Annotated in this window: 17 protein-coding genes and 1 pseudogene; 2 read left to right on the top strand and 16 right to left on the bottom strand. The window is 30.9% G+C overall.

The window, feature by feature from the left end:
* Positions 1-152: 152 nt before the first annotated feature.
* From LEQ07_RS07905 to ftcD, 16 genes and pseudogenes are all read right to left on the bottom strand, one after another.
* Positions 153-635 (bottom strand): prolyl-tRNA synthetase associated domain-containing protein, encoded by a 483-nt coding sequence (locus LEQ07_RS07905; RefSeq protein WP_263330193.1) that lies wholly within the window; start codon positions 633-635, stop codon positions 153-155.
* Between the two features lie 113 nt (positions 636-748).
* Complete coding sequence (locus LEQ07_RS07910; RefSeq protein WP_263330194.1) at positions 749-1,372, bottom strand: hypothetical protein; 624 nt, start codon at positions 1,370-1,372, stop codon at positions 749-751.
* A gap of 149 nt (positions 1,373-1,521) precedes the next feature.
* Positions 1,522-3,327, bottom strand: coding sequence for an adenine deaminase (locus LEQ07_RS07915; RefSeq protein ID WP_226896656.1), 1,806 nt, complete (start codon positions 3,325-3,327; stop codon positions 1,522-1,524).
* A gap of 2 nt (positions 3,328-3,329) precedes the next feature.
* Positions 3,330-3,602, bottom strand: a complete 273-nt coding sequence (locus LEQ07_RS07920) for a EutN/CcmL family microcompartment protein (protein WP_021431051.1) — start codon at positions 3,600-3,602, stop codon at positions 3,330-3,332.
* Positions 3,603-3,604: 2 nt separating this feature from the next.
* On the bottom strand, positions 3,605-3,853 hold the full coding sequence (locus LEQ07_RS07925; protein WP_263330195.1) for a hypothetical protein: 249 nt from the start codon (positions 3,851-3,853) through the stop codon (positions 3,605-3,607).
* Between the two features lie 145 nt (positions 3,854-3,998).
* Positions 3,999-4,277: a BMC domain-containing protein gene (locus LEQ07_RS07930; protein ID WP_270659173.1), complete on the bottom strand. Its 279-nt coding sequence runs from the start codon at positions 4,275-4,277 to the stop codon at positions 3,999-4,001.
* A 65-nt stretch (positions 4,278-4,342) separates the two neighbouring features.
* Positions 4,343-4,642, bottom strand: a complete 300-nt coding sequence (locus tag LEQ07_RS07935) for a BMC domain-containing protein (RefSeq protein WP_263330196.1) — start codon at positions 4,640-4,642, stop codon at positions 4,343-4,345.
* 327 nt (positions 4,643-4,969) lie between these two features.
* On the bottom strand, positions 4,970-5,230 hold the full coding sequence (locus LEQ07_RS07940; RefSeq protein ID WP_021431056.1) for a BMC domain-containing protein: 261 nt from the start codon (positions 5,228-5,230) through the stop codon (positions 4,970-4,972).
* Between the two features lie 27 nt (positions 5,231-5,257).
* On the bottom strand, positions 5,258-5,812 hold the full coding sequence (locus tag LEQ07_RS07945; RefSeq protein ID WP_263330197.1) for a UbiD family decarboxylase domain-containing protein: 555 nt from the start codon (positions 5,810-5,812) through the stop codon (positions 5,258-5,260).
* 23 nt (positions 5,813-5,835) lie between these two features.
* Positions 5,836-6,597, bottom strand: coding sequence for a UbiD family decarboxylase (locus LEQ07_RS07950; protein ID WP_263330198.1), 762 nt, complete (start codon positions 6,595-6,597; stop codon positions 5,836-5,838).
* Position 6,598: 1 nt separating this feature from the next.
* Complete coding sequence (locus tag LEQ07_RS07955; protein WP_046821618.1) at positions 6,599-7,153, bottom strand: UbiX family flavin prenyltransferase; 555 nt, start codon at positions 7,151-7,153, stop codon at positions 6,599-6,601.
* 182 nt (positions 7,154-7,335) lie between these two features.
* Complete coding sequence (locus LEQ07_RS07960) at positions 7,336-7,467, bottom strand: hypothetical protein (protein ID WP_263330199.1); 132 nt, start codon at positions 7,465-7,467, stop codon at positions 7,336-7,338.
* A 35-nt stretch (positions 7,468-7,502) separates the two neighbouring features.
* Positions 7,503-7,697: pseudogene (locus LEQ07_RS22450) on the bottom strand (cysteine hydrolase family protein); the annotation flags it as partial.
* Positions 7,691-7,945 (bottom strand): isochorismatase family protein, encoded by a 255-nt coding sequence (locus LEQ07_RS07970; RefSeq protein ID WP_263330200.1) that lies wholly within the window; start codon positions 7,943-7,945, stop codon positions 7,691-7,693. The pseudogene LEQ07_RS22450 and the gene LEQ07_RS07970, both read right to left, overlap by 7 nt.
* A 169-nt stretch (positions 7,946-8,114) precedes the next feature.
* The gene (locus tag LEQ07_RS07975; RefSeq protein ID WP_263330201.1) at positions 8,115-9,659 is read right to left on the bottom strand and encodes a dihydroorotase; all 1,545 of its coding nucleotides are present in this window, start codon (positions 9,657-9,659) and stop codon (positions 8,115-8,117) included.
* Positions 9,660-9,674: 15 nt separating this feature from the next.
* Positions 9,675-10,616: a glutamate formimidoyltransferase gene (gene ftcD / locus LEQ07_RS07980; RefSeq protein ID WP_263330202.1), complete on the bottom strand. Its 942-nt coding sequence runs from the start codon at positions 10,614-10,616 to the stop codon at positions 9,675-9,677.
* 218 nt (positions 10,617-10,834) lie between these two features.
* Here ftcD and LEQ07_RS07985 point away from each other — a divergent pair, with 218 nt between their 5' ends.
* Together LEQ07_RS07985 and LEQ07_RS07990 are read left to right on the top strand one after the other, a co-directional pair.
* Positions 10,835-11,536: a cyclase family protein gene (locus LEQ07_RS07985; protein ID WP_046821622.1), complete on the top strand. Its 702-nt coding sequence runs from the start codon at positions 10,835-10,837 to the stop codon at positions 11,534-11,536.
* 33 nt (positions 11,537-11,569) lie between these two features.
* Positions 11,570-12,913: a uracil-xanthine permease family protein gene (locus LEQ07_RS07990; protein ID WP_046821623.1), complete on the top strand. Its 1,344-nt coding sequence runs from the start codon at positions 11,570-11,572 to the stop codon at positions 12,911-12,913.
* Positions 12,914-13,049: the final 136 nt, after the last annotated feature.

Below are 13,049 nucleotides of genomic sequence, written 5' to 3' on the forward strand. Positions count from 1 at the left end.
ACTATATTATATTATAAGATATTAATTTAGTAAAATAAATATCTATTCTAAAAACACCTACTGATAGATAACTTCTATAAGTAAGTGTTTTTATTTTACTATTTAATATTAATATTTCCAATTTTATCTGGTTGATCCATATTTCACTTATTTTATATACTAACCTTAACAACTTTATTGTCTATATAATCTAAAAACTTAATAAAATCATCTCCAGATATATTAAAGGTTTCCGTATTTATAGCTGGATGAAAATTAAGATTTTGACCATCTAATAAATCATTATCTATTATAACTTCTACTACACTATCTTCATCATTTATAATACTAAATGGATTTACACTACCAGGTGTTACCTTCATTAATTCATACAATTTTTCAGGTGAATCAAATGAAAGTCTACTACTTCCAATTTGTGATTTTATTTCTTTTAAGTCTACAGCTTTATCGTGTTTTGCTACTACTAAAAAATTAATACTTTTATTGGAGTTTTTTAAAAATAAGTTCTTACAATGATGCCCTGGCATGTCCCTTGTAACTGCATAAAATTCATCAGCTGTAAACACTTCATCATGTTCTAAAATTTTATATTCTATACCGAGCTCATCTAATTTATTATATATTTGTTTTTTCATAAGTTACCCCCTGCTGCATTTATATAAGTATATTATTACATAAATTTTAGTTTATTTAAACGGTATAAATTAATAACATTGAGCTGAAATTAAGTTCACTTGACCATCTCCTCTTACTGTAGCAATTGCAAAAACTCTATCGAGTTTAGTCCATCACAACTACAATGTGGATATATAAAATTTAAATTGTTACTTTTATTACAATCAATTTCATTTTGATTTGTACAAATTGATTCGTTATCCATATTTTCTAATTTTGACGTTCCGCATACATTACAATTTGTTAAATCTCTATAACTTGAAATTTTCACTTGCAATCTTAATGTAACCCCAGGTGCTGGGTTTTCTTTAGTTCCATAATTTTTAGGTTCACTTGCAGTTACATTACAGTCCAAATAATATCCAGGACTTGCAGAAATTATTTTAGGTGAAACAGTTGCATCTGCTAAATAACTACCCTTTCCATTAAATGTCCCTTTACAACTATATGAGAAGTAAAATATTAAGCTAGCTATAATTTCATCATTTTCATTTCTGATAGAATATCCAAACGGACCATACTTTCTATCAACAAACCCCTCCATATCCTCCCAAACAGCATTTTTAGGTAAAACAGATACAGAAACCGAGTTAAAATTCACATTAGATTCTATATAACTAAATCCCCAATTATCTTCAATTACATTTGATTCAAATTTTTCACAATGCTTTAATCTTTTATCTTCATATATACTCAATTGATATCATTCTCCTTTATACTATAATGATATAAGGTTTTTCTTAGCCTTATATTATCAATATATGTTGATTACTAGTATAAATTGTCAAAATAGTTATATGTTCAAAACAAAAAATCCTAACTAATTTTTATAGTTAGGATTTTTTACTAATTAACTATTGGACTTAAAACTTCAAAATTATTTACATCTATTAGTCCTTTATCAGTAATTTTCCATTTAGGGCTTGTGGATAAAGCTAAAAAAGATAAATGCATAAATGGAGCATGTAAATTCCCACCTAAATCTTTACTTACTACATTTTCTAGTAAATCTATTTTTTCACTTACTTCACTTCCTGTAAGTTCATCTGTAATAAGCCCTCCTACATTTAACCTTAGTTCTTCTAAAACTCGGCCATTATTGACAACAGCAATACCTCCGCCCATTTCTATAACTTTATTAACTGCAACTACCATATCATTTATATTAGTTCCAACAACAGTTATATTATGAGTATCATGAGCTATACTTTCTGCAAATGCCCCTTTTTTAAGTCCAAATCCATTGACAAAAGCTTTACCTATATTATTGTTTCTCCCATATCTTTCAATACATGCAATATGTAAAATATCATTAGTTGTGTCAGCTTCTACTACATTATCCCTAGTTTTTAACTTAACTTCCATACATTCAGTTAGATTTTGATCAGGTATTGCTTTTATGCATCTAGCAACTACTTCTTTTTCATCACTTATAATTCCTATATCTTTTTCATTTATTTGATCTATTTTAATAGAGTTTTTTACACTATCAGGATAGGTATATTTAGGCAAGTCTATCAATAGTTTTTTATTAGAAGCTACAAGTTCTCCTTCTATAAAAACAGCTTCTATATCCATATCATTCAAATTATTTATTATTGCAATATCAGCAACTTTTGATGGAGCTAGTACCCCTCTATCCTCTAAATTAAAGTAAGTTGCAGGATTTATTGTCGCCATTTGTATAGCTTCAACAGGATTTATACCCGCTCTTATAGTTCTTTTTATTATTTCATTCATATGCCCTAATTCTTGTAAATCTTTTGCCACCATATCATCTGTAGCTAATATGCATCTTCTTGAATCCAAATGTTCTTCTGTTATTGCTTTTATACATTCCCCCATATTCTTTTGAGTAGATCCCTCCCTCATGAATACGTAGACCCCTTGTCTTAACTTTTCTATACATTCGGATTTAGTAGTTGTTTCATGGCAAGAACATTTTCCACCAGTACACACTATATGTGCGGCAAGTTCATTCGAGAACAATTCCGGAGCATTACCATCTACTATTTTCCCTATACTTTTAGCATAAGTAGTCGATGCTAATAAATCTGTTATTATTTCCGGAGTATTGTTGTATACATGTTTTGCATTGCTAAATCCTTGAAGTTCTCCTATACCTATTATGTTTTTATAGTTTAGCAAATCTTCCATATCTTTAGAACTAACATCAACTCCTGCTGTTTCAAGACTAGGGCAATCTGGAGTTAACGCAGGGACTACAAATCTTACATAGTTTGGAACATAACTTGCTTCATCTGCCATAGCTTTCATTCCAACAGTACCTAAGGCATTTCCTATTTCATGAGGATCTGCTATCAAAGTTGTGGTTCCTGATGGTATCGAAAGCCTAGAAAACTCAGTAACTGTTAGCATGCTACTTTCAAAATGCATGTGTGAATCTATAAATCCAGGAGACAAGTACTTACCACGTACATCTACTACTATAGTGTTTTCACCTATTAAATCCTCACAATTTCCCACCATTAATATGTATTTCCCATTTATAGCTATATCTCCTGTGTATATCTCTTTAGTCAGTACATTTACAATGTTCCCACCATACAGAACAATATCTGCATGGTGCTTATTACTCATAAGTGTATCTATTAACTCCTTGTACTCTATTGCTTGTTTTATATATTTCAATTTTAATCCTCCCAAACATCTATATTATCCACTATCCCTATAATAGCTGCATTTATTGATGATTGTAGTTTTTTGGTTGCATTTCTAGCCGCTGTACCTTCTGTATATATTACAAGTTCTCCAATTCCAGCTCCTACTGTATCTACAGCTATTAGTGGTTTACCATCTATTTCATTTTTTAAGTTCAATGGTTGAGTTATCATTAATTTGCTTCCAATCAACGAATCGTCTTTTTTAGTCGCAACTACCGTTCCTATAACTTTTCCTATTTGCATGTTTATCCCCCTATTTCAATTTTTATTTTCTTTTGTTTTATATAATCTTTTGCCATTGGAGTTATTATCGTATTCTTTGATATGCTTATAGTTCCTTCATTTAAATTCATAATATCATTTAATGTTATTATTTCCTTCCTTACTTCATCTTTATTATTTTTATGATTAATTGTTTCATTTTTATATTTAGTATGATTGTTATTTAAGAGATCAAGAATTTCTTTTATATTCTTGTGATTTGTAGGTATCATTACATATGAATTGTCTTCTATAGAATTAAATTTATTATTTGATATAATAGTTTACAATTACTAGATTCTTTTTTATTATCTTTTTTATATTTTTACTTATTTTATTCAGTATATTTTTGTAAAATCAATTTTTTCTTTCATCTATTTAATCTCTGCTTAAAATTACTCTTTCAACTTCTGAGTGTGGTCTTGGGATAACATGTACTGAGTGAAGTTCACCTACATTTCTTGCTGCTTCTGCTCCAGCATCTACAGCAGCTTTAACTGCACCTACATCTCCACTTACCATAACAGTTACTAGTCCAAATCCTATTTTTTCATATCCCATTAAAGTTACATTAGCTGATTTAACCATAGCATCTGCAGCTTCTACTGCACCTACCAAACCTTTAGTTTCTATCATTCCTAGCGCTTGACCCATAATAAATTCCTCCCGTTATCAATTATTTGCTTCACTTTTATTTTCTATTACTTTTTTATTAATATTTTTTACTTTAAGATTTTTTCAAATTCTTTGATTAAAACATCAATTTCTTCATGAGGTCTAGCTATCGTTTTACTTGAAACAATTTTTCCAACTTTGTTTCCTGCCTCAACACCAGCATCGATAGCAGCATTTACTGCTGCAACCTCCCCAGCTATATGTATAGTTACACTAACCGCTTTTTCAACACCTATTACTTTATCATATCCTACTAGCGTAATATCCGCTGCTTTACTTGCAGCATCAAGAGCTGCTATCGCTGTAGTAAGTCCTACAGCTTCAATCATCCCTAGGGCTTTTCTCATATTATCCCCCCTTATTTAGCTAAATCTTTTAAGCTAATCATGTTTTTACATTTATTATTTGTATGTATATTTTTATCTACAACTATATTGTGATTTAAATCTTTTAATGATTTAAATTTCATTTCTTTATTTATATGCTTTTCATTATTAAGATTATTTAAATTATTTTTTACTATTCTTGTATAATATACTTTTTAAAATTTCTACTTCTTACAATTTATATTTCAATTTTTTATTTTCTTCTTTTTACATATTTTTTATTAAGTGCTTTATTTGATATATTCTTCATAACAACTTTTGTCAATAAATCTGCCACTTAACCACCACCTATAAAATTTTACTTACTTCATCATGAGGTCTAGCTATTACATTAGTGGATATTATTTCCGCTAATCTTCCTGCACTTTCTTCTCCATTTTCAACAGCTGCTTTAACAGCTGCTACATCTCCTTTTATAATTGCTGCCACTATTCCTGATCCCACCAAATCTATATCAACTAGCTCTACATCTGCTGATTTTAACATTGTGTCCGCAGCTTGAATTGCACCTATTAAACTTTTTACTTCTACTATTCCTAGTGCTTTCAATCATACTCACCCCTTTAACATAAGAAGTTAAAAATAATCATCTATGTTTATATTTTCATAACCTGGTATTATAGCTCTATTAAACAATTCATTGTCCAAAGGCTTTGTTGCATCAATCCCCATTTTATCGCTAAGGCCTTTATTTACATGAGAGGCTTCTAATGGGCTTCCCAGTGCATTAGGTATTATAATTACATCCTCACTTGCTTGCACTCTTGAAGCTATTGCAAATTCTACATCTTTATAGTTATAGATATCTACATCATCATCAACTATTACAACATGTTTTAAGTCTTTACTACTTCCAAGTGCTGTCAGTATGGAACTTTTTCCATCTCCTTCATTTTTCTTGTTTATCTTTACAACTCCATGAAGTCTACATCCTCCGCCTATCGTTACATTAACATCTATTACATCCACTATATTTTTTAAAGCACTATATATTTCAACCTCTCTTATAAGACCATTTGATAAATGTTCTTCCCTTGAAGGAAATGCATGTTGAAAAATTGGATTATCTCTATGCATTATAGCTTTAACGTCTATAGTTGGATGATTTGATACTTCACCATAATATCCCATAAGTTCCCCGAAAGGCCCTTCTTTTATTTTTTATTTGGATTTAAATACCCCTCGATTACAATTTCACAAAATGCTGGAACTAATATATCTACACTACTACACTTTATAACTTCAAGTGGTTCATTTTTTAAAGAACTATAAACCTCATACTTATCTAGCCCATATTTTGAAGAACTAATTTGAGATGCTATCAAAAACTCTGCATCATATCCTAAAACTATTGCACACTCTAGCTTTTCATTATTTAATTCAGCTTTTTTAATTATCTTATTCAAATGAGGAGAAGCTCCAGATACTAAAGCACTTATATTATCTTTATCATTTATTTGGAATCTTCTAACTGCCATATGTGTGTCATCAGTTTCTGGATCTTTTATTATTAGCATCCCTGCTGTTATAAAATTTGATGAATCTTTTTCATGAGATGTAGGAATCGGAAATAATTTATTTATATCTATATTTTTAGTTATAACATTTTGAGCAATAGGTCCACTTTTAACTTCTTTATAGGATTTTGGATTTGCTATAGCATCCATAAATTTATAAATTCTATTTTCTTCATTTACATCCATTAAATCATTAAATATTTTTCTATTTCCGTATACTCCACCAACTAAATCTATATCATAATTTTTTATATTCTTAAAAACTATAGGTACTTCATTATCAAAATACCTAAGTACAGCTCCTAATTCAAATTCTTTATCAACTCTCTTTTTGCAAGTTTTTAGATATCCTGATTTTTCTAATTTATCTAAAGTAAATCTAAGCATTTGGCTCTCCATGTTATTCCCCCCATCTCTTAAGTAAGTTATGTTCTATATCAAATTGATCTAGACACCTTCCTATAATCGATGTAACAATATCACTTATATCCTGAGGATGATTATAAAATCCTGGAGTAGGAGGCATAATAGTAACCCCTATATTAGAAAGCTTTAGCATATTTTCAAGATGAATAGAACTTAAAGGAGTTTCTCTAGGAAGTAATACTAATTTTCTTCTATCTTTAATGCATACATCAGCACATCTAGTTAATAAAGATTCGCTAAATCCATGAGCAACTGAAGCTAATGTCTTCATAGAACACGGAACAATTATCATACCATCTGTTTTAAATGACCCACTCGCTATCGGTGCTGCTAAATCATAATTTTCATAATAAAAGTCAGCCATTTTTTTAAGCTCGTCTAAACTTACACCACACTCATGCTCAACAACATATTCCCCCATATTAGAAACTACCAAGTGACTCTCCACACCAAGTTCTCTTAATGCTTGTAAAATTCCTAAAGCATAAATTGCTCCACTACCACCTGAAATTCCAACAACAATTTTCATAAAATCCCCTTCCACTTCCTATCTTTTTCTCTCATACATAAAGTTATATAGTTTTGATATTCTGTATGGCTTGAGTTGATATTTGGGTATGTAGCGACATTTACAAGCATCTTCCCAGCTTGTATGGAGCAAATACCAAATATCATCGACAAGCCTAAACCAGAATATCAAAACTATTTAAACTACTCTACTTTGTTTTCTGTATCTCCACCTCCAACCCAAGGGTCTAAGTCTTTTTCCCATGCATCTACATACTCATCAATAGTCATAACTTTTGTAAATATGCTTAAATCCCTAAGCCCTGCTTCATGCATTTCATCATTTTTAGAATGAACTCCATCACTTAAAGTTATACTTTATACGCATTATATAATGCATCACTAGCAGTACTTCTAACACATACATTAGTCCATACTCCAGTAACAACTACAGTATCTATATTTTCTTCTCTTAAATATAAATCTAGATCAGTATGTGCAAATCCACTATGTCTTCTCTTTGGAACTATATACTCTTCACCTTGTGGATAAAGTTCTTTTATGAAATCAGAACCCCAAGTTCCTTTAACTGCATGAACTGGTCTAACTCTAAAATCAGCATCATTTTTCTATGGGCTTCTTGTATATGAACTAATTGGACATCGTCTAATCCTCTAGCATTTCTTTCTCTAACCCAAGCAAAAAGTTTTTGAAGGTCAGGTATTATTTTTTCTCCTCCCGGACATCTTAATGGAGCTTTCTCTCCCACAAAATCATTTAACATATCTATAACTAAAATTGCATGTCTTTTCATAATAAATCCCCTCCTATTTTCTTTCCTCACCGAAAAAATTAAGTTTCTAAAGATTGATAGTATAGAGGGTGGGAGTTGTGACTTGCTGAAGAAGCGTTAAAGACCACGCATTTTAGGTCTTTAGCGACAGAAGCAATTCACAACTCCCGCTCTCCACCACTAATCAACCTTAGAACTTGATATTTTTATCTAACTTACTTATTGTTTGACGTTTTATAAATTTACCGAATCCTGGTTTAACCTTTATACCTTTTATATTTTTAACATGTTCAACAATTAACTCTGGATGGTCTTTTCTATAACTAACTTTATATTCTCCACTAGTTAGTTCTTCAGGGTTATTAAATAAAACATCATAATTTTCTAGATTTCCCAAAACTCCAGCTTCTCCATCTTCATAAACTAAATTACCTCTAACTATAGTTTTAATTATTCTTCCTTTTAGCTTCATTCCTTCAAGTGGAGTATATCCACACATAGTTACTAAATTTTCATTTTTAATAGTCCATTCTTTGTTTAAATCTATTATTGCAAAGTCAGCGTCTGACCCTATATTTAAAGCACCTTTTTTAGGATATAATCCATAGTGTTTAGCTGCATTAGTGCTTAGTATATCAACTAATTTACTTAGTGAAATCCTTCCCTTATTGTATCCTTCACTAACTATTACTGGTACCATAGTCTCAACTCCTGGTATACCTGGGAATGAAGTCCATATGTTTGTACCTTCTTTTAATTTTTCACTTTCTATTTCATATGGTGCATGGTCTGTTGCTATAAAATCTATACTTCCATCATTTATCCCTTTCCAATGTTCCACATTATCTTTTTTAGTTCTAAGAGGTGGAGCTATTTTTGCAAGTGGCCCATATTCAGTCATAGCATCTTGATAATTTAAAGTTAAATAATGAGGACAAGATTCACTAGTTACGTCTAACCCTCTCATTTTAGCTTCTTTTACTAGCTTAGCCCCTACACCCGTACTCATATGAACTATATGAAGTCTAGCTTTACTAGCTTCAGCAAAGCTAATACCTAACTCTATAGCTACCTTTTCAGCAAGTTCCATTCTAGCTTCTGCCCAAGCAGGTCCATCAAGTCTACCTTCTTCTTTAAATTTATTCACATAAAAATCACACATTGCAAAATTTTCTGCATGTATTCCTATTGGAAGCCCTGTTTCTGATACTGCTTTAAAACATTCAAACATTTCTGGGTCTGTAACTCTTGGATAAGTTGGAACAGATGGAGTCATATAAACTTTAAAAGCAACTACTCCATAATCGGCTTGCTCTTTTACATTATGCATCCAACCTTCACGAACATCTTCTCCTGTAACTCCTCCCCACATAGCATAATCCACTACAGCTTGTGGTCCACATATACCTAGTTTTGTTTCTAATTGTTCTACACTTCTAACCGAAGGAACTGAACAACAAGGCATATCAATTATAGTGGTAACTCCTCCAGTAGCTGCTGCTGCTGTTCCGGTTAAAAAATTTTCTCTATGAGGAAATCCTTGATACATAAAATGTGTATGTGAATCTATACAACCTGGCATTACTAAATTTTTATTTGCATCTATAATTTCTTTTGCATCTATCATATTTATATCATCAACAAACCCTACTATCTTTTCGTCTTTTACTAATATATTAGTAAGAACCATTTTGTCTCCTTGAGGTATGTTTGCATTTTTTATAATTAAATCCATAATTTAAAATCCCCCTTACATATCCATTAAATGAGTTTCTAATACTTGTTCGTTTCTAAAATCCTCTAATTGTAAATAATAGTTAAATGTATCTAATACATAGTCTAGCTTTATAGGTCCTACTAATTGACTTCCAGTTACTATTACTCCATATCTCTCAGCTTCTCTTTTTACAAATTCAAACGCTCTATGAATAGGAGTTTGATAACAATCTAGTAAATTCATAGAAACTACTACGCCTTCTTTTTCTGGGAATTTAATTCCAACAGCCCTAACTGTACTAAATCCACCACTTGGGCCTCTTAATGCTTTAGCTATTTTTTTAGCTATCTCTACATTTTCAGTTCCAAGAAATATATTATAAGCTGTAAGTCCATTAACTTCAGCACTCGATAATGTTGCTCCAGCTTTTTCACTTAATAATCCATCAACACTTAAATCTGGCTTTCTATTGTTATATTCTTCTTGTCTACTCTGATTATCTTTTATCTCTTTTAAAAGATCTCTAACACCTTCATATTGACCTTTTCTTATATATGCAAATGCCTTTCTTTCTTCTGTACTTGCACTTTCTCCTGCAAAGTATATAGGGACTTTACTTTCTTTATGTAGCCTTTCCCCTATTTCTTTTGATAGCTTAACACACTCTTCTATAGTTATATTTTTAAGTGGGAATATAGGCAGAGTATCTTGTGCTCCTATTCTAGGATGAGTTCCTTTATGTTCTCTCATATCTATAAGTTCTATAGATTTTTTAGCCATATTAACTAAAGCATCTTTTACATCTTCTGGCTCTCCTATAAATGTAACAACTGTTCTGTTAAAATCTTCTTCGGGTTCATAGCTCACTAACTTTACATTTGAATTTCTAACTACGTCCACAATAGCTTCAATTACATCTTTGTCTTTTCCATTACTAAAATTTGGAACTGCTAATACATATTGTTTTTTCTCCATACAATTATCTCCTTATTTTTTTTAATTTAATAAGTAGATAAACTATTAAAACAAGCAAATCTTCATTTATCCAAACTTATGATTACTTTTTATCTATTGAATTTTTCTGCAGTTTAAAGTAAGTTTTTTAATTTTTTTATTTACACTTGTTTATAAATTATATTTTCTAACTATTGTGAATATAACTTATTAAATAAAGTTTTTAAGGAGGTGTTTTAATGGGGTTTAAAGTAATTGATTTGTCACAAGAAATTTATCAAGGTATGTCTGTTTTCCCAATGCATCAACCTACCTTTATAATGACAAATATGACTCATGAAGAAAATATGAAAAGAACTGGAAGTAAAACTTTAGGCTTTTCTGCTAGAAATTTACTTATAAGTGAACATGGCGGTACTCACTCTGATGCTGTGTGGGAATATAAATCAAGTGGTAAAACTATAGATAATATGCCTCTTGATTATTTTTTCGGAAGTGCTATTTGTATAGACTTAAGCAATATTCCTTATAGTAGGTATATCGAAATTAAGGATATAGAAATTTCCTTAAAAAAATCTAACTTGCAAATTGAAAAAGGAGATATATTGCTAATGTACACCGGTCATTATGACAGAAATTTTAACACAGATAAGTGGCAAACTGAATATTCTGGACTTAGTTATGATGCAGCTAAGTACCTAGCAACATCTGGAGTAGTTAATATAGGAGTTGATGCTCCTGCAATTGATCATCCAAAAGACTTAAATTTTTCAGGTCATTTAGTATGTGGAGAATATGATATAACCAACACAGAAAATCTTTGTAACCTTGATCAATTAGTTGGTAAAAGATTTTTATATTTTGGATTACCACTTAAAATCAGAGAAGGTTCTGGTTCTCCAATAAGGGCCATCGCTCTTTTGGAAGATTCAATATTATAGATAGCAGCAAAATTTATATTAGGAGGAGAATTTATGAGTGAAAATAGTTCTTCTCAAAAGATTAAAAATCAAAATAACTCAGGATTACTATATAAAATAGAAGACAGACCAAATCTACAGCTTTCAATACTACTTGGTTTTCAACACATAGTTGCAGCTTTTGGTGGAATTGTAGCTGTCCCTTTAGTTGTCGGTCCTGCTATTGGGCTTGATGTCCAAACAACCGCATTAATGGTCAGTGCTGCAATATTTGTTGCTGGTATTGCAACAATAATTCAAGTTCGAGGAGTTTCTAAAGTAGGTTCTAAGCTTCCATGTATAATGGGAACTGATTTTACTTTTGTTGGTCCATCTATAGTAGTAGGTAGTTCTATGGGGCTTGCAGGAATATTTGGAGCTACCATACTCGGATCTTTTATAGAAATGATTTTAAGTAGATTTATAAAGCCTCTTATGAAGTTTTTTCCACCTGTTGTAACTGGTACTGTTGTGACCTTAATAGGCCTTACACTTATTCCAGTCGCTATGGATTGGTGCGCTGGAGGTGTTGGTTCACCTACTTATGGAAGTATCACAAATATTTGCATAGCTTTATTAGTTATGATTATAGTAATAGCTTTTAATATTTATGGAAAAGGGGTGCTAAGCAGTGCATCTATTTTAATAGGTATGCTAATAGGGTATATAGTATGTATTCCATTAGGTCTTGTTGATTTTACACCTGTAAAAGATGCAAGTTGGATAGGTTTCCCTGGTATTCCTTTAGTGTTAAAACATGGAATAAAATTTAGTTTAGCAGGAGTTGCTCCATTTGTAATAGCTTACTTAGTAACTACAATAGAAACAGTTGGATGCTTAATTGCAATTGGAGAAGCCTCTGAAAAAGAAACTTCTCGTGAAGAAATAAGTGGTGGGGTTCTAGCTGATGGTATTGGAAGTTTTATAGCTGGATTTTTGGGTGCAGGTCCAAATACATCATTTAGTCAAAATGTGGGTCTTATACCTATAACTAAAGTTGCAAGCAGGCATGTAGTTATAATGTCTGGAATAATCATGATGATACTTGGAGTTTTTCCTAAATTAGGGGCTTTAGTTGCATCTATTCCTAATCCTGTATTGGGTGGCGCTGGAGTTGTAATGTTTGGTGTTGTTGCTGCTAGCGGTATAAAAACACTAAGTAGAGTAGATATGAACAATAGAAACTTAATTATAATATCTATATCATTGGCTCTAGGTCTTGGTATTACAACTAGACCAGATCTTTTATTAAATCTTCCTGATAGTTTAAAAATGTTATTTGGTTCAGGTATAAGTACAGGAACTATATTTGCTTTAACTCTTAATTTATTGCTTAGAGATAAAAATAATACAATATAAGTTTTATAAAAAGAACTATCTTTAATACAAAAGATAGTTCTTTTTATTTTAATTCAATTAAAATTCTATTATGAAATTTAAGAATTGTTTAAATTGTATTTACATTCCATATCGTTTTATAGTATAATAATCTAAT

Origin of the sequence: Paraclostridium sp. AKS73 (genome assembly GCF_025671395.1) — a bacterium.
GTDB classification, from domain to species: domain Bacteria; phylum Bacillota; class Clostridia; order Peptostreptococcales; family Peptostreptococcaceae; genus Paraclostridium; species Paraclostridium benzoelyticum.

Bases quoted from the DNA above. Each gene is read 5' to 3' on its own strand.
- LEQ07_RS07905 (WP_263330193.1), bottom strand. From the start codon at position 635: ATGAAAAAACAAATATATAATAAATTAGATGAGCTCGGTATAGAATAT.
- LEQ07_RS07920 (WP_021431051.1), bottom strand. From the start codon at position 3,602: ATGCAAATAGGAAAAGTTATAGGAACGGTAGTTGCGACTAAAAAAGAC.
- LEQ07_RS07925 (WP_263330195.1), bottom strand. From the start codon at position 3,853: ATGATACCTACAAATCACAAGAATATAAAAGAAATTCTTGATCTCTTA.
- LEQ07_RS07935 (WP_263330196.1), bottom strand. From the start codon at position 4,642: ATGAGAAAAGCCCTAGGGATGATTGAAGCTGTAGGACTTACTACAGCG.
- LEQ07_RS07945 (WP_263330197.1), bottom strand. From the start codon at position 5,812: ATGGGATATTATGGTGAAGTATCAAATCATCCAACTATAGACGTTAAA.
- LEQ07_RS07950 (WP_263330198.1), bottom strand. From the start codon at position 6,597: ATGGAGAGCCAAATGCTTAGATTTACTTTAGATAAATTAGAAAAATCA.
- LEQ07_RS07955 (WP_046821618.1), bottom strand. From the start codon at position 7,153: ATGAAAATTGTTGTTGGAATTTCAGGTGGTAGTGGAGCAATTTATGCT.
- LEQ07_RS07960 (WP_263330199.1), bottom strand. From the start codon at position 7,467: ATGCATGAAGCAGGGCTTAGGGATTTAAGCATATTTACAAAAGTTATG.
- LEQ07_RS07970 (WP_263330200.1), bottom strand. From the start codon at position 7,945: ATGAAAAGACATGCAATTTTAGTTATAGATATGTTAAATGATTTTGTG.
- LEQ07_RS07975 (WP_263330201.1), bottom strand. From the start codon at position 9,659: ATGGATTTAATTATAAAAAATGCAAACATACCTCAAGGAGACAAAATG.
- ftcD (WP_263330202.1), bottom strand. From the start codon at position 10,616: ATGGAGAAAAAACAATATGTATTAGCAGTTCCAAATTTTAGTAATGGA.
- LEQ07_RS07985 (WP_046821622.1), top strand. From the start codon at position 10,835: ATGGGGTTTAAAGTAATTGATTTGTCACAAGAAATTTATCAAGGTATG.
- LEQ07_RS07990 (WP_046821623.1), top strand. From the start codon at position 11,570: ATGAGTGAAAATAGTTCTTCTCAAAAGATTAAAAATCAAAATAACTCA.